Source organism: Shewanella sp. SP1S1-7 (assembly GCF_031932105.1).
Classification (GTDB): domain Bacteria; phylum Pseudomonadota; class Gammaproteobacteria; order Enterobacterales; family Shewanellaceae; genus Shewanella; species Shewanella baltica.
Genome location: NZ_JAUOEU010000020.1, coordinates 21,913 through 38,873 on the forward strand (window position 1 = coordinate 21,913; position 16,961 = coordinate 38,873).

The following is a 16,961-nucleotide window of genomic DNA, read 5'->3' on the forward strand; positions in this document are numbered from 1 at the left end:
TAAATTAACAACTGGTGTAAAAATCAGCGCTCGACAGGCTCGGCTATTTAGCAGTAGGATGTCGGCAACCCATATTCCAGAGAGTTGTAGCCGTAGGATGTCGCATGGAAGAACGTAAAGTGTTAGTTGCTGGTGGTAATTTATTGCAAGCCCACACATGGAAAGGTTTATTAGAGGCCTGTGGTATTCATGTTGAGCTCAGAGGTGAAGCGCTATTGGGCGGGATTGGTGAGCTTCCGACAGGGATGCAAAACGTCGAGTTGTGGGTGGGCGAGTCCCAACATGCGTCGGCGCAAGTGCAGCTGAATGCGCTGGATGTCGAAAGCCCACAATGGCAATGTGTGCAGTGCCATGAAACCAATGAAGGCAGTTTTGAGTTGTGCTGGCAATGCAGCTCTGAGCGCAGTGAAAGTCACAATTAGCCTTGGATATGCAAACACCTTTGCTTTGTGCTGTGGCTGAAAGATTGCGTCTACTGGATGAGAAGATTACACTTTGCTGATAAGCTGACATTCATCATGTCATTCAATATCTTATCTAGGAGTTTGTGATGCTGCACCCCAATGCTTTTTCCGCCCTTGTTGACGCAATACTGCCTAATATCACCGAAGTGACCATTGAAGCTTATCAGGCAGACGATAGCTGGCACCTTGTGGATGTGCGTGAGGATCGCGAGTGGCTACAGGATCATTTACCCCAAGCGAAACACTTAAGTCGGGGTATTTTAGAGCGCGATATTGAAGCGCGTTTCCCCGATAAACATACCCCTATATTACTTTACTGCGCAGGTGGTGCGCGCTCTGCCTTGGCTGCCCATAATCTACAACTCATGGGGTACACTCAAGTTGCTTCTTTGATTGGTGGTTATAAGGGCTGGGTACATCGTCAACTGCCAGTGGTGCAGGATTAAGCGTTCAGGATCTCATTTGATGCAATATTTTCCCTTGTTTGTCGATACGGTTAATTTGAATGTCTTGCTGGTGGGGGCGGGTGATGTGGCGAGCCGTAAGTTGGCGTTACTAACACGTACCGAAGCTAATATCCATGTGGTTGCCCCAGAGGTCAATCCTGAAGTGCAGCGTTATGCTGATACGGGCCGTATTCTGTTATCCCAGCGCGAAGTGGTTCACGCCGATATTCAAAATTACGATCTCGTGTATCTCGCCACGGCAAACGACAGCCTTAATGCCGAATTGGCGACTCTAGCCACCGCGCGCGGTATTTGGGTTAATGCCGTTGATAATCCGGCATTTTGCCGTTTTATCACCCCTTCGATTGTCGATAGGGGCCGTTTAGTGGTCGCGATCAGCACGGCGGGCGCAGCACCAGTATTTGCACGCACGATTCGCTCGCGCTTAGAATCCAGCCTACCGCAATCACTCAAGCCTTTGTTCGACTTTGTCGCCGATAGACGCGCCGAAGTGCAAGACAAGCTCGATTCAACCTCGAAACGCCGCTTATTTTGGGAGCGTTTTTTCGATACCAATGGCGACCGTTTCGATAGTCGTACCACCGAGCATTACCATAATGCGTTTAATAACTTAGTCAGCCGCGGCGAAATCCTTTTGCTGGATGATGCAACCTCTGTGGACTTACTGCCACTCGCCGCGATGCCGTTGTTGCAGCGCCTCGATTGGATCTATAGCCAAGGCGATTTGAGTGATGAATTGGCAGAATTAGTCCGTCGAGACGCCAATCGGGGCGAGTTACCCGCACTCAGTGAATTGAGCCTGCAATACGAACAGGGCACACGCATGTTGCTGGTGGCCGATACACAAAAAATCAGTCAGTTGAAAGCGCATTTCCCGATGGCTAAGCATTTACGACCCGGCGCGATTTAACCTCTTATCGATTCAGCCTTCTGTCCGATTGCACTTTCTGTTCGATTTGATGGACGTATCCTATTGTTCGTTTGAGCTAATGCCGAGTCTCAGGTAGACTCGGCAGCCTTATTTTAGGATTTCGCTGTTTCAGGATTTCACTCTGCATTTAGGATGACTATGGCCCTCAAAGCGACTGTGTTTAAGGTCAATTTACAGATAGCCGATATGGATCGGAATTATTACCAAGACCATCAATTGACGCTTGCCCAGCATCCTTCCGAAACCGACGGCCGCATGATGGTGCGTTTACTGGCGTTTATTGTGAATGCCAGCGAAACCTTAAGTTTCAGTAAAGGTTTGTGCGTCGATGATGAGCCCGAGTTGTGGGACAAAACCTTATCAGGCGAAATTGATCTGTGGGTTGAGTTTGGTCAGGCCGATGAGAAATGGCTGCGAAAGGCCAGTGGTCGTGCCAAAGTTGTGCAGTTATTTACCTATGGTGGCCGTAGTGTACCCATTTGGTGGAAACAGAATCAGCAGGCGTTAGAGCGTTACCAGAATTTAACCGTGTGGAATATTGCCGAAGAGTCGGTCACGGCGATGGAAGCCTTTGTTGGGCGCAATATGGCATTGCAGGTTTCTATCAGCGAAGGCCAAATTTGGCTATCGGATAATGATACCAGCGTGTTGATCGAACCTGAAATCCTCAAAGATATTGCATAACATGTCTTGTAAAAAAGAGCCTGCGATTGCAGGCTCTTTTCATTTATTACTTTCATTTTTCAGTAATGAGTATTGATTGGGATTTATTGGAAGCTCAGCTCCCAGCTATCGATATAACCCACATCACCACGGCCACTGTCTACGGCTTTTAACTTCCATACGCCGTTCGAATTAGCACCCGTCATATCAGCGGTATAGCTCTTGTTGATATTGGCAGCACCTGAACCTGTGTTGCTATGCAATGTAACTGTTTTACCAGAAGGGCTGATCAGCTGCACTTTCAAGTCACCAATATAAGGGTGGACTATGTTCACTACCGCAGTCACAGTGCCTGAATCACCTGTGCGAGTGACTGTGATTGGGCTAGTGATCCCAGCTGCTTTGTTATCAGGGATGTTGTAGTTATCAGTGTTGCTATAGCTTGCAGGCGTAGTCGGTGGAGTACCGCCGCTAGATGCTGTGTAGCTTGCTGTTAATGACACACCAGTGAAGGCCGAGTAGCCTTTCAGCATGGCGTAGTAAGTGCCTGATTGGACATTGGTGATTGGGCAAGACTCGCTATTGCCACTTTTATATGGACGGCAATCATAGTTAGCTGTAGTCGGCGCTGCACCATATTGCACATACAAGTCCGCATCACCTGTACCACCGTTCATCACAAAGCCTAAGTTAGTTGCGCCTTGTGGTACGTCAAAGGAGAAGTGCAGTTCTTCACTCGCTGCGCCGCCTAAGCCCGTCTTAGCCACACCGTTAACTAACACGCCATCGGTTGGAGTTGGATCAACAGGACCCGTTGGGCCAGTACAAGAGGCATCTAAGAAGGTTTTCGCGGCAACAGCGTTGACTAAACCATAGCCATAGTAGTTGTCACGGCCCGCAGTACCAAGATCTTCAGCGGTCATTTTCAATGCGTTACGAACCTGCGCCGCACTACACTCAGGGTGATAGCTCCAGACTAAGGTTGCAACACCTGACACATGTGGCGTTGCCATCGAAGTACCGTTGTAGTACTCGTAATCTTTATTACCTTGGTTGCTGACTGTTGCTGTCGCACCCAGTTGATTACGTAGTGCTAAACCTGTTGCGCGATCCACTGATACGGAAACCATATTGATTTCACTGTTTGCATCGACAAGGAAGGGGTTTTGTAAGCCAGGTAATGCCGCGTTACTGTAAACAATCGCCGCACTGGCACCGGCATTTTTACAGGCTTTAGCCGCATTGATTTCAGGGTAACTTGTGCCTTGATTGCCAACACGTTCCACTAAACAAATCTTATTGCTCATGTTGCCGCAGTTGAAGCTAGTTCCGCTGACGCTACATTCGGCAAGCGTAGCTGTCGCTGTACCATTGTATGGTGCTGGCACATAGTTGCCGCCCGATGAAATGAGGCGATTATGAGGCACTACACCTGAATCAAAGTAAGACTGACCACCGATAGTAATATCGGCTAAACGGCCTTCGCCACGGGTAACCGTCGACAGAATCGCTTCACCTGGGCCAGATATTTCAACTTGGTTGGTGTATTGGGAAAATGCAGAATGGTCTTTATGATTATCCACTGAGGCGACTGACATCACGCCATCGTAGGATGCTGGATAGCTGTGAGCACTATTGCCATCGTTACCTGCAGCGGCAATCAAGAGAACACCATTATTATAATGGGCAGCCAGAGCATTACGCTCAGTGGTGCTCGAACCCGCACCACCTAAACTCATAGTGACAACGTTAGCGCCGTTGGCAACACAAGTATCTACCGCGGCGACTAAGGATGAAGAGTAACCCCAGCCAGATTCGTTAAACACTTTTACGACATGAATATTGGCATTTTGATTTGGCATTACGCCGATCACGCCGTCGTTGTTGGCAATTGCCGCAATCGTGCCCGCAACGTGAGTACCGTGGGCGTTGTGGTTACCTGGCTCGAACCAGTTGCCTGTGCCTGAGTTATTGGTGCCCGTGACATTATTGCCACTTAAATCGCTGTGACTACGATCGTAGCCAGAATCGATAATACAAATAGTACGATTGCCTGCTTGGCTATCGCTTAACTGAGTCGCCCCCACAAAGGTTTGACCCCAAGGCGTGCTTTCACTCAGTAAGTGACGCGGCATATCCTCTTCAACATATTCCACATCGGCGCGTTTTTTTAACGCATTGATGCCGTTTGCATCGAGTTTGACCGAGTAACTGTTACTGCGGCCGATACGTTTCATTTCCTTCGCTTGTACTTTGTTCAATGCAGTGTGTTGAGCACTGATTTCCGCCATTTGGGGCTGATAATTCATTGTGGTTGGCAGCGTATCAGTTGCCGCGTCACTCGATTGCTGATCACTCATTGATTGCACATTACTGGCCGACATTATGGTAGCAGCATCGGCGTTTTTAAATTTCACTATGTAACGCTTTGGCAGTGGAGAGGTTTGTGCTTGTAATGCTGCGGCAAAACCTGGGGCTTGTGGTGCTGCTTGTACACCGGCTGAGATCGCAATAGCTAAGCTTGAAAGGCTTAACGCTATTTTAGTGGTTCTGTTGATTGTCATGTTCTTCTTCCATGGTCAATTTAGTGTTAATCATTATTATTTTATGTTTCATAAGAATAACTACGACTCAGATGCTACTCGGTTAGTGAATTTATCTGCGGCCAAAGTATTTGTAAATCAATTGTTAACGGTATGGTTGCTTATAAAGCCTCATATTTTATAAGCAGTTAATTTGAATATAAATTCAATATGTAACGAGTTGTAACTAAGTTTTATTCAATTTCTTGTTTTTTTATGTGGTAAAAATGAATAAGTGAATACGAATCTACGGTCAATATGAGTACTTTATACTGATTTTCCTGTTTCTATGTGATTGAAATTTTTATATATATTTTTTAGTGATTATAAATAACTAAATAGCCATGTAAAGTTTGGTCATTATAATGAGTTTTTTCAAGTGATTGATTATGCGAAATTGTTGCAAATTTCTGTCAAGGGAGTGGCAGTTGCCAATTCATTGACGATGGCTAAGCCATTCACGCAAATTTGTTGATGTGTTTTTTGGAGGGGGCGTAAGCGGCAAAACGGGAGGTGAAAGCATACGCAATGTATGTGGTTAGAATCTTCTGCCTAATTTCGATATTTCGCTTAGACAATAAAAAAGCGCCAAAGGGCGCTTTTAGGGAGAAACCTTGAATGACTAGAGTGCAGTGACAGTGCTTAAGTGATTTACACTTGCTTTCCCGCACTAAAGCACTAGAGCCTAGTCGATGGCGGTGAATTACTTAGCGGGCGTTTTTTGTGCCTCAACTAAGGTGGAATAACCGCCACCATTATAGGTTTGAGTATATCCTGCAGCGACTAAGGCTTCGGTTGCGATGCTGCTACGGCGACCACTGCGGCAATACAAGACAACAGGGGCATCTTTGGCGATGCCGCGCTTAGCAAACTCCTCTGCCACTTGCTCAAAGGGAATATTGACCGCATTGGCTAGATGACCTTCGGCAAACTCCTCAGGCGTTCTGACATCGAGCACCATAGCGCCTGCGGCAATTTTATCCCATGCGATTGCAGGATCTTGGTCGGCGGCGCTGGCCATCATTGGCATTAGTAGCAGTGGCACGAGAACCAGTGATTGCAGGCTTAATAGGGCTAAGCGCATTAGGCTTTGGCCACGGGTTACGAGGTTGTGGGTCACTTTATCTCCTTGACGCCTTTTGGGCAGGCTTGTTTAAGCTAAACGAGTACTCGCTCAGCTAAATCTTAAATCTTAACTCTTAAGTCTTAACTATTAAGTAGTGACTTTGTGTGGCTTAACTTTGCTTAGCAATCTCAGCCTCGGATTTTACACCCAATTTGCGTAAAATCATGGCGGCAGGGCAAAAACCGGTAAAAGCACTTTGAAACAGGTTAGCGCCAACAAATGCGGTTAACCACAAAAAGTTGTGGTGCACATAGGCTGTTAACACCAGTGACAGTAACACCATAAATCCGGCAAAAGCCATAATGCTGCGTTCTAATGACATACCTTACTCCTTGAGGCCATTTTGGTGATGGCCTTTGTTGTGGTTAGTTTTGTGTTTGTGTCTGTGTCTGTATCTGAACAGTATTCATGCGGTTTTTCATTGCTGTGTAGTACAGCACAGGGATGACAACTAAGGTCAGTATGGTCGAGATAAAAATACCAAAGATCAGACTGATCGCTAAGCCATTGAAAATTGGATCATCAAGGATAAACAGCGCCCCTATCATGGCCGCTAGTGCGGTGAGCATAATGGGTTTAGCTCGCACTGCACCCGAGTGGATCACTGCCCGCTCAAAGGGCACGCCGGATGCGGTTTCTTGATTGATAAAATCGACCAATAATATCGAGTTACGCACAATAATCCCCGCCAGCGCTATCATGCCTATCATGGACGTTGCGGTGAATTGTGCTCCGAGCAGGGCATGGCCTGGCATTACACCAATCACCGTTAATGGGATTGGCGCCATGATGATGAGCGGCACGAGATACGATCTAAACTGCGCCACTACCAAGAGATAAATGGCGATCATGCCGACCGCATAGGCGATGCCCATGTCTCTAAAGGTTTCGTAGGTGATTTTCCACTCGCCATCCCAGAGCACGGCGACCGAGTCTAGCCCTGTGGGTTGGTGAATATAATGCTGATCAAACCCTAAGCCATCGGCGCCATCAATTTTGCCCGCCATGTCGAACATGCCGTAGAGCGGGCTGTCCAGTGGCCCCGACATATCGGCGACGACCATGATCATAGGGATCATATTCTTATGGATAATTGGTGCATCGATTTTGCCGCGTTTGATGGTCACCAGCTCAGACACAGGCACAGATTGCCCCGTTTGGCTCAGTAACTTCATATTCAGCACTTGCTCTAAATCGACTTTCGCGCCTTCGTTTAATTGCAGGCGGATCGGTATCGGTTGTTTTTGCTGGGCTTGATGTAAATAACTCACATCTTTGCCGCCAACGGAGGTGGCAATCAAGTCGACAATATTGCTGTAGGGCACGGCCATCAAGCTGGCTTTACTGCGGTCGATAATGACTTGCCATTTTTGCTGGGCGGCGGGCAAGAAAATATCGATATCGACCACGTCTTTGGTTTCATGGAACAGCGCCTGCATCTCGTAAGCGGCTTGCTCGCGGATTGCGGGGCTCGGGCCATACACTTCGGCAACCAGCGGCGACCACACTGGCGGTCCAGGTGGCACTTCAACGACTTTGATATTGGCATGATATTGCTCGCCAATTTGTTGCAGTTCGTCTCGCACCGATACCGCGATGCTGTGGCTGTCACGCTTGCGGTGTTTTTTATCGACTAGGTTTACTTGAATGTCACCAAGCTCTTGGCTGTGACGTAGGAAGTAGTGGCGGACTAAGCCGTTAAAGTTCATTGGCGCGTTAGTGCCCGCATACAACTGCAGATGCTCGACTTCGGGGACAGTCGTCAGATAGCGACTCAAATCCTGCAGCACTCTCTGGGTTTGCTCAACGGGAGTGCCTTCGGGCATGTCTACCATCACTTGAAACTCGGACTTGTTATCGAAGGGCAGCATTTTTAGCACCACGAGCTGACCCAGGGGGAGCGCGACGGCGATACCAATTAACACAAATACGCCGGCAGCCAGTCCCACTCTTGCCTTACGGGCATTTTTACCCAGCAGGAAAGGGCCAATTAAGTGGGTGAAGAGGCGCACCATCTTAGTTTCGGCTTCATCCTCGTGCGACGCTTGGGCAGTATCGTGTTGGTCATTGTGTTTCAGCAGTTTACGACTGAGCCAAGGAGTGACCACAAATGCCACTACGAGGGAAATTAACATGCCCATACTGGCGTTGATGGGGATTGGGCTCATGTAAGGCCCCATTAAGCCCGATACAAAAGCCATCGGCAGCAAGGCTGCGATAACAGTAAATGTCGCCAGAATCGTCGGACCACCGACTTCATCGACCGCCACAGGGATAAGCTCACTAAAGGACTTTTTGCCGAGCGCCATATGCCGGTGGATGTTTTCGACCACGACTATGGCATCGTCGACCAAGATGCCGATGGAGAAAATCAAGGCGAACAAGGACACGCGGTTTAAGGTAAATCCCCACGCCCAAGAGGCGAAAAGGGTGATCGCCAGCGTGACAATAATGGCCACACCTACGACTAAGGATTCGCGGGCCCCCATGGTTAAAAAGACCAGCACGACTACTGCGCTGGTGGCAAAAATCAGTTTTAAAATAAGGGTGTTAGATTTATCTGCCGCGGTTTCGCCATAGTTACGTGACACTGTGACTTCGACATTCGCGGGGATCAACACATTGTCGACCTTAGCAATCCGCTCAATCACACTGTCGGCGATATCGACGGCATTTTGTCCCGCTTGTTTACCAATCGCGATAGTGACGGCGGGATAAATATCGGTTTTATCTGCGTGCCAAACACTCTGTTTAGGAATATCACTCTTCAAGCTGATTTCGGCAATATCCGCCAAATAAATCGGAATGTTCTTGCCTTGTTTATCCTGATAGACACTGACAACTAATTGTTTGAGATCGTCTATGGATTGTAAAAATTGCCCAGCCTGAACTTTAATCTCTTGATTACCTTGCACTAAGGATGCAGGCATAGAGACCATATTATTGTCATTTAGACTCTGTCTTAACTTGTCGTAGGTCAGATTAAAGCTGTTAATCTTTGCGGGATCGATACGTATGTTGGCCACCATATCGTGCTGGCCAACGGTATCGATTTCGCGGGTACCGGGAATGCGCTTAATTTCGGTTTCTAACCCAAGGGCGACATGGGTCAGTTGCTCGGCAGAGACTTGTCTGTCCTTTGACCACAAGGTCAAACTGACAATGGGCACATCATCGATGCCGCGGGGTTTGATCAGCGGATCACCCACCCCTGCGCCCCTTGGCAATTTATCCATGTTGGAATAAATCTGGTTGTACAGGCTGACGATGGCATCATTGCGCGCGACGCCGACCTTAAAGATGACGATAATCAGTGCGCCATCGGGTTGGGAGAACGAATATAGGGTATCTATGCCTTTGATTTCGGAGATCACTTGTTCCGCAGGCAGAGTGACTAAGTTTTCAACTTCGGTAGGTGTCGCGCCGGGAAAAGGAATAAACACGTCGGCAAAGGTGACATCAATTTGTGGCTCTTCTTCCTTTGGCGTCACCAAAATAGCGAATAAGCCAAGCAAGAGTCCGAGAAGCGCTAATAGTGGCGTGATGGCGCTATTTTGGAAGGCGGCGGCAATTCGACCGGAAATCCCAAGTGTGGTCTGTGGTACTGGAGCATGTTTCATAAAACAACCTCGACAAAGCTTAAGTCGCTAGGGAATTTATTGCTTTTTGTTGAGCAACACTTGGTAGGCATCAACGGCAACCTTATCACCCGACTTAAGACCCGCCAGAACTTCGACCTCGCCATCTAAGGGATTGGCGACACGGACTTGGGTGAGTACAAATTCTTCGCCCTTTTTAAGGTAAACGCTGCTCAGTTCGTTCATTGTCAGTAGCACTGAGGTGGGCAGTTGGATTTTTTCTCGTTCGCCATTTTTAAAGGAAGCCTTTGCCCACGTGCCGGGTTGAAGATTAGCTTCATTTTCAGGCAGATTAATGCGTACTTGATAGCTGTGGCTGACGGGATCGGCAAAACTAAAAATAGTGAGATCCTTTGAGATTAACTCGCGGCCATCACTTAAACGGACGAGGAATTCGGGGGCGTTTTTCAACTGATTGATATAACGCTGCGGCACTTGGGTAATGGCGCGCATTTGACTCGCGGAAAACCCTGAAAGTAGTGCTTGTCCTGGGCTCACGGTTTCGCCCAGTTCGACAAAACGCTCTGTGACTACACCACTAAAAGGCGCTGATACCACAGTGTATTTTAAGGATTCGCTGGCTTTGATGACGCGGGCTTGCGCGGCGGTTACGGCTTGCTCTGTGGCCTTAGCATTGGCGGTGGCTTCATCCATCGCGCCCTTAGAAATCGCGCCTTGGGGAAATAACTCTTTATAACGTTTGTATTGCGCCTGTGCTTCAACATTCAAGGCTTTGGCTTTGGCTAAATCGGCCTCAAAGCTTGCGAGCTCAGCGCCTTGTTCTTTACTGGTGATCTCTAGTAGGGCGGCTCCCTCGGGGACAACATCGTTAACATCGTAGTTGAGTTTGACGATACGACCAGAGGTTTGCGCTGACACCGTCGCCGCTTTTACTGCTTCTATGGTGGCATCTAAGGTGACCCAGTTGGCGTAGGGTTTAGTTAAGACTTCGATGGTTTCGACTGAGGCAGCCTGGACTTGAGTACTGGCAAGTGCCAAGAGTAAGAAAAATGCGCGAGAAATTGACGTCATAATTTATATCATCCCAGATGTAATTCATGAGTAAATTCTAATGGAGTTATTTTCAATAGGCAATCAATATTTATTAGAAAAATTTAATATAGTGTATTTCCCTAATTTAGGAATAAGGCCCATAAGTGCCTTATTCCCATCGTTTCAGTGAGTTCCGACTAAGCTTAAGATTTAGTCATTTAAATAGTAGGTGAGTGTGGACACAATACGAATTTGTTTAATGTAAGGTGTGCTGTTATCACGATCCGAAATAGTAAACTGGCCTTGACTGGCGGTTTTAATTTTTCCGAGGCGGGAATCTGAATCCTTAGCAAATTTTTCAGCCACTTCACGGGCATTTTGAGTCGCTTCTTGCACCATCACAGGTTTGACTGAATTGAGATCGGTAAACAGGAATTCGGTGCGATTGTCATACTCTTGGTTGGCGATCGCTATGCCTTCCTTCACTAAGCTAATCATCTGCTTACGAGTATTGAGCATTAAATCAATTTGCGGGGTATAAACCGACAGGTTCACCTTTGCCGAGTAACGGTATCTGACGTTGGGGTCGACGTAACCTTGTGCTTGGCGATCTTCAATTGAAGGTAATGAAATCGTAATTTCGCTATCGCTAAAGCCTTGCTCCTTTAAAAACGCCACGACGCGGTCGGTTTTTTGCTGAACCGTCTCGTAGAGTTTAGGCAGATTATTATCAACCTCAGTGAAATTGATTGGCCAAATCGCCACATTGGCTTTGACTTCTTTTTCCGCTAAGCCCTTGACTGTCACTGTGCGTTCCATGGCTTTCATCTGCAATAAGGCCGTGCTCGCTGTCTGGCCGACATACACAAGCCCAGCACAAAGGAAACCGCCCAGCAGCAGGGCAGGAAGGATGTTATTTTTTTCCATAAAAAGAATCTCTTGATTAGATAAACTCAGCCTAAGATACCCAATAAACCTAAGTCATGCACTGGGTTTATTCGGGATAGATGCCGCTTAATATTTGAGGGAGACAAGTTGGCGATATCAGCTTGATGTCGCTTTATTGAGACGCGCTATTTTTCCGGAGGAATAACACTTGGCTGCCATAATTCGACTTTATTGCCGTCGGGATCGATAAACCAACCAAAGCGGCCAAACTCTGAATCTTCAATGCCACCCACGAGCTGACCGCCACCTTGTTCGACCTGCATGAGCGCCTGCGCCAGATCATCAACGATAAAATTGAACATAAAGCTCTTATCTGAAGGCTCAAAATAGTCAGTGCTATGGGCGAAGGGCGTCCAAACATGGTAGCCGAGTGTCGCTTTATCTGTGTGATAAAACGCGGCGCCGCCCCAGTTTTCAATGGGGACCTGAAGATGGGTTTTATACCAAGTTGCCAAGGTAACGGGATCTGCACTTTTAAAGAAAATTCCACCGAGTCCAATGACTTTAGCCATAGCCGTAGCTGCGTGTATAGGAGTATGAATTAACTTTAGGCAATAAATGCTTAAGATACAAAAAAGCCGCAAAAAATGCGGCTTTTAGGATTAAGCGTTTAGCTTAGAACTGGTAGCTGTATTGAACTGAGTAGTACACAGCATCAGAGCGAGTATGGGCAATGATTTCACCCATATTTGGGATAGAGCTGTTTTCATGAACTTCAGTATCTTCACCGCGAACGAAGGCAAGACCCATATCCACAGTTGAGTGAGTGCTCAGGTTATAGCTCAAACCTGCAGTAAACCAATTACGGTTCGAATCAGGGATTGAAATTGAGCTGATATCATTCACAACACCTTGGTCATGCATGTAACCAGCACGGGCAGTCCACTTATCATTGATCGTATAAGTACCACCTACGCTGAATAACCAAGAGTCATCCCATACGTATTGTTTTAATGGCGCGCTGCTCACGACTGGAGTGCCACCTACAGTGCCATCAGTCACTGTGATCTGATCAAAGTCACCCCAAGTTGATAACTGTGCAGTGTAGTGAATGGCAAATTTCTCTGTTAACTGATGGAAACCAGCAACTTGGAAAATATCCGGTAATGGGATATTGATTTCATCAAAGGAAACCACTTTACCTAATTGAGTATTCAGAGTGTTGATATCGCCAGTCGCTTTGAAATCTGGGCTCAGACGGTAGCTAGCACCAATGCGGTTATCTTTATTGAACTCATATACAGCACCAATAATTCCACCTATAGCAAAACCATCGGCATCAACATCGACTAGGTTAGCATTAACCATAGCGCCGCCAGGACCTAAAGGTAAGTTACCTTCACGGCTAAGTTTGCCTTGGCCATAGATTAAATCTAGACCCGCACCGACACTGAAGTGGTCGTTAAAACGGTAAGATAAGCTAGCGTTGAAGTCCATAGTGACGACTTCTGTGTTACCCAGTAGATCCACTGGCGCAGGTACTGTACCCATGCCTGGTATTGTAACGGCATTATTTGCTAATGCGCTCGTATCAGTGCCTGTACCAAAGTTACTGAATGCGGCTAGACCAAAAGCCCATTGATCGTTCAGCGGTTGAATGTAGTAAAAGTTAGGGATCACTTTACTGTCGGCAGCATCGTGCTCGCTACCAAAGCTAATTGGCGTGCCCGCTTTTTCAACGTCTTTTACAGTAACGCTGATATCGGCATAGGTTACGCCGAATGAAAGGGCTTTCTCATCAAATAACGCCATAGCTGCTGGGTTACGAGACAGAACTGAGGCATTGTCTGCGATAACAGCATCACCTGAGAATGCACGGCCAATACCTGTTGCAGATTGGCTGTTCAGTTGGAAGCCCGCGGCTAAGGTTTGAGTACTTGCTAATGCGACAGAAACGGCAATGAGTGTCTTGTTGAATGTTTTCATTATAATTCTCTCTATTTTTTATAAGTATTGGATTTTTATTCGGTCCTAGTCAGCCGAACGTATTTAAATCCATTTATTAGTCTTCGGCATCTTATGGACTGAACCTAACCTCAACAAGTCCGACCAGATGTGAAAATTGTTAATTTTCAGTTAATTAAAAACCTTTAAAACAGAGGTTGAACTTTAGTACGCTTGAATGGTCTGGCCAGATGCTTGATATGAAGGGCTTTGGGTTTGGCGGTAGGTTTTAATTGACGTTAACGGTTTGTAATTTTGTGTTGAGTGTTTAAAAGGATACAAAATGTAAAAAGCGCACAAGTGTGCGCTTTTTAAGTGATACAAGCGTGTTGAAACTAGAGTGAAGACTTAAATTGCTCGAACTCTGTGGTTACATTTTCACTCGGTGCAGACAATTTACTCACCAAAATACCGGCAAATGTGGCGAATACAAACCCTGGGAGGATTTCGTATAGTTCGAAAATACCACCAGTGAGTTGCTTCCAAATCACGACTGTTAATGCGCCGACAATGATAGTGGCGATGGCGCCATTACGGCTGTATTGCTTCCAAAATAGCGATAACAAGACTACAGGACCAAAGGCCGCACCAAAGCCAGCCCATGCATAACTCACAAGGCTTAATACACTGCTTTCAGGATTAAGGGCAATGATGCCTGCGATCACGGCAATCGCCAGCACGCCCATGCGACCGACCATCATCAACTCGCGGTCATCCGCTTGTGGGCGTAACCATTTACGGTAGAAATCTTCAGTGATAACACTTGAGCACACCAGTAACTGTGAATCTATAGTGCTCATGATGGCCGACAAAATGGCCGCGATGAGTAGACCACCAATCCAAGGATTAAACGCGGCTTGGGCTAAATGAATAAATACCGTTTCTGAATTCGCTAGTGGGGCGTTAGCGAAATACAGAGAACCAGCAATACCTGTGGCTAATGCGCCAATTAAAGATAAGACCATCCAGCTCATGGCAATACGGCGCGATAAGGGAAGGGCATCGGCACTGCCTATCGCCATAAAGCGCGACAAAATATGCGGCTGACCAAAATAGCCAAGACCCCATGCGAGTAAAGACAACATGCCTATCACTGTGGTTTTGTCGCTGACCAAGGCCAACATCGCAGGATCGATAGTTTCAATTCCGGCGTGGCTTTCAGGGTGAGAGAAAACGGCAAAGGGGACGATTAAGAGGGCGACAAGCATCAAACAGCCTTGAAAGAAGTCTGTCCAACACACGGCAAAGAAGCCACCAATAAAGGTGTAACCGACTATGATGGCTGAGCCAATCACCAGCGCCACTGTGTAATCGAGACCAAAAACTTTTTCAAACAGAATCGCGCCACCGACCATGCCTGAGGAAGCATAGAAAGTGAAAAACACTAAAATAGTGATTGCGGAGACGAGCTTGAGATAGCCCTGGGTATCGTGGAAACGTTTCTCGAAGAAATCCGGTAAGGTGAGGGCGTTATCGGCGAGTTGAGTGTAAATACGCAGTCGTCTGGCAACAAATAGCCAGTTTAGCCAAGCGCCAAAAATTAATCCTATGCCAATCCAAGCTTCACCTAAGCCGCCTAAGTAAACTGCGCCGGGTAAACCCAGTAACAGCCAACCTGACATATCGGATGCACCCACACTGAGTGCGGTTACCGCAGGGCCCATTTTGCGGCCACCTAAAATATAATCATCAACAGTATCGGTAGCACGGTAAGCCCAAAAACCTATGCCCATCATCAATACTAAGTAACCAACAAATGTGATTAAAATCGGGGTTTCAATCGTCATCTTGCCTCTTCCCATCTTGTTATTATTAAAAGTGGCAAGCATGCTACCAGATGTTTGAACAATCGCCCATTAGCAGATAGAAGTGTGATTAAAATCTAACCTCCGATAGAGTGAAAATATCGGAGGTTAATTTAAAAATAGCCGAGATAAGATGGGGTTAGATAAAGGTGTTCTTGATTTCGTCTTTTACATAGCTAAGGTCTGCTTTTTCTTCACCTATAAGCAAAATAAACGCATCGGGTGTTTCAAAGCCCATTCCTTGGTATTTGCCATCGGCGAAGGTTTTGTCTAACACCATACGTTTTTCGAGTGGCACGATAAAGAGTGTGACCTTGCTTTGCTCACCCTGTAGTACTAAGTGTAGGCTTTTCACCCCTTGAAAATCGCAATAGGAGGTGTAATACACTTTGCCTGGTTGTTGGGTGAACTTGGCATTGCCAAAGTCTTTCATCGACGCGAGCTGCGCATTGACCTGATTAAAGTTGACGTTTTGATCCACCTGTAAGGCAACACCTTCATGGTAGACATGGGCCAGTGCATGTTCAGCTAAATCGATTGGCCCTAAACGCAATAGACTAAAACTGATCCCCACCACAAATGCCACCGAGGCCGCCATCGCCACTAAAAAGCCCGTCTGACGGCGGTGTTTATGGTGTTGTTGTAACTGCTGACGCAAAATCAGTTTATCGGCGAGATCGTCCGCCACTTCTACTTTCAATGCATTTGTCAGTTTGGCATCAAGGTGTTTAAGCTCATTGATTAAGGCTTGGTTTTCTGGCTTAGCATTAATTTGCGCCAGAAAATCAGCATCTTGATTATGAGGATCTTCATAAGCTTGACGTCTAAATTTAAGCTCATCCATTGGATTGACCTCTCACATCATTCTTCTCAAGTAATTCTTTCAATTGGCTCCTCGCCCGAAATAAACGCGTCATTACGGTGTTGCGATTGAGCTCCATCAGCTCGGCAATTTCATCGCCGCTAAAGCCACCAATCAGTTGGAGTAAGAGTGGCTCGCGGTATTCGATATCCAGCTTGCCTATTTGCCGACGGATCAGATATTGCTCGGTCTGCTCTTCACTGCTATTGGAGATATTGTCCTCTAAGGTATCTTGCTCAACGTCGGAATAATCGAACTGTTTACGCTCGAAACGCCGTGCATTCTCACGCCTAAGAATCGTGATCAGCCATGCCTTCGCCGCTTTATCATCCTTGAGGGAATCCAAAGAGCGCCACGCCCGCAAGAAGGTTTCTTGGGTAATGTCTTCAGCCACGTGTTTATCGCCGCATAACCAGTATGCGTAGCGGAAGATGTCTGCATGTAGCGCCTTGACTAGGCTGTTGTATCGTCGTTGTTTACTTAGCATGTCAGAAGAGACCGCGGGCTCGACGGATTTCTTACGCCAGTTAGCAAACAT

General features: G+C 46.9%; 15 protein-coding genes. 4 read left to right on the plus strand and 11 right to left on the minus strand.

Annotation, left to right across the window (positions count from 1 at the left end):
- The first annotated feature begins 104 nt into the window (after window positions 1–104).
- From Q4Q49_RS15215 to Q4Q49_RS15230, 4 genes are all read left to right on the plus strand, one after another.
- Window positions 105–422, plus strand: a complete 318-nt coding sequence (locus tag Q4Q49_RS15215; RefSeq protein ID WP_006082273.1) for a putative signal transducing protein — start codon at window positions 105–107, stop codon at window positions 420–422.
- Window positions 423–550: 128 nt separating this feature from the next.
- Window positions 551–910: a rhodanese-like domain-containing protein gene (locus Q4Q49_RS15220; protein WP_311999738.1), complete on the plus strand. Its 360-nt coding sequence runs from the start codon at window positions 551–553 to the stop codon at window positions 908–910.
- A 19-nt stretch (window positions 911–929) separates the two neighbouring features.
- Window positions 930–1,841, plus strand: coding sequence for a bifunctional precorrin-2 dehydrogenase/sirohydrochlorin ferrochelatase (locus tag Q4Q49_RS15225; protein ID WP_311999739.1), 912 nt, complete (start codon window positions 930–932; stop codon window positions 1,839–1,841).
- 159 nt (window positions 1,842–2,000) lie between these two features.
- A complete protein-coding gene (locus Q4Q49_RS15230) occupies window positions 2,001–2,546 on the plus strand; it encodes a YaeQ family protein (protein ID WP_311906908.1) in 546 nt (181 codons plus the stop codon).
- Window positions 2,547–2,629: 83 nt separating this feature from the next.
- Here the strand turns inward: Q4Q49_RS15230 and Q4Q49_RS15235 are convergent, their stop codons facing one another.
- The 11 genes from Q4Q49_RS15235 to Q4Q49_RS15285 all read right to left on the minus strand — a co-directional run bounded on the left by Q4Q49_RS15235 (window position 2,630) and on the right by Q4Q49_RS15285 (window position 16,961).
- On the minus strand, window positions 2,630–5,089 hold the full coding sequence (locus Q4Q49_RS15235; RefSeq protein ID WP_311988925.1) for a S8 family serine peptidase: 2,460 nt from the start codon (window positions 5,087–5,089) through the stop codon (window positions 2,630–2,632).
- Window positions 5,090–5,810: 721 nt separating this feature from the next.
- Window positions 5,811–6,227: a rhodanese-like domain-containing protein gene (locus tag Q4Q49_RS15240; RefSeq protein WP_311988924.1), complete on the minus strand. Its 417-nt coding sequence runs from the start codon at window positions 6,225–6,227 to the stop codon at window positions 5,811–5,813.
- A 115-nt stretch (window positions 6,228–6,342) separates the two neighbouring features.
- Window positions 6,343–6,555, minus strand: a complete 213-nt coding sequence (locus Q4Q49_RS15245) for a DUF2892 domain-containing protein (RefSeq protein ID WP_311988923.1) — start codon at window positions 6,553–6,555, stop codon at window positions 6,343–6,345.
- Between the two features lie 43 nt (window positions 6,556–6,598).
- Entirely contained in the window at window positions 6,599–9,853 is a 3,255-nt protein-coding gene (locus Q4Q49_RS15250; RefSeq protein WP_311999740.1) for an efflux RND transporter permease subunit, read from the minus strand.
- A gap of 36 nt (window positions 9,854–9,889) precedes the next feature.
- Window positions 9,890–10,903, minus strand: coding sequence for an efflux RND transporter periplasmic adaptor subunit (locus Q4Q49_RS15255; protein ID WP_311999741.1), 1,014 nt, complete (start codon window positions 10,901–10,903; stop codon window positions 9,890–9,892).
- Between the two features lie 171 nt (window positions 10,904–11,074).
- Window positions 11,075–11,791 carry an SIMPL domain-containing protein gene (locus Q4Q49_RS15260; protein ID WP_220590634.1) on the minus strand — a complete coding sequence of 239 codons (717 nt, stop codon included), beginning with the start codon at window positions 11,789–11,791 and terminating at the stop codon, window positions 11,075–11,077.
- Window positions 11,792–11,937: 146 nt separating this feature from the next.
- A complete protein-coding gene (locus tag Q4Q49_RS15265) occupies window positions 11,938–12,324 on the minus strand; it encodes a VOC family protein (protein ID WP_006082260.1) in 387 nt (128 codons plus the stop codon).
- A 103-nt stretch (window positions 12,325–12,427) separates the two neighbouring features.
- Window positions 12,428–13,738 carry an outer membrane protein transport protein gene (locus tag Q4Q49_RS15270; RefSeq protein WP_311999742.1) on the minus strand — a complete coding sequence of 437 codons (1,311 nt, stop codon included), beginning with the start codon at window positions 13,736–13,738 and terminating at the stop codon, window positions 12,428–12,430.
- 353 nt (window positions 13,739–14,091) lie between these two features.
- Window positions 14,092–15,543: a sodium/proline symporter PutP gene (putP, locus tag Q4Q49_RS15275; protein WP_311999743.1), complete on the minus strand. Its 1,452-nt coding sequence runs from the start codon at window positions 15,541–15,543 to the stop codon at window positions 14,092–14,094.
- A 157-nt stretch (window positions 15,544–15,700) separates the two neighbouring features.
- Entirely contained in the window at window positions 15,701–16,405 is a 705-nt protein-coding gene (locus tag Q4Q49_RS15280) for a DUF3379 domain-containing protein (protein ID WP_311999744.1), read from the minus strand.
- Window positions 16,398–16,961 (minus strand): sigma-70 family RNA polymerase sigma factor, encoded by a 564-nt coding sequence (locus Q4Q49_RS15285; RefSeq protein ID WP_006085483.1) that lies wholly within the window; start codon window positions 16,959–16,961, stop codon window positions 16,398–16,400. The genes Q4Q49_RS15280 and Q4Q49_RS15285 overlap by 8 nt, the downstream gene beginning before the upstream one ends.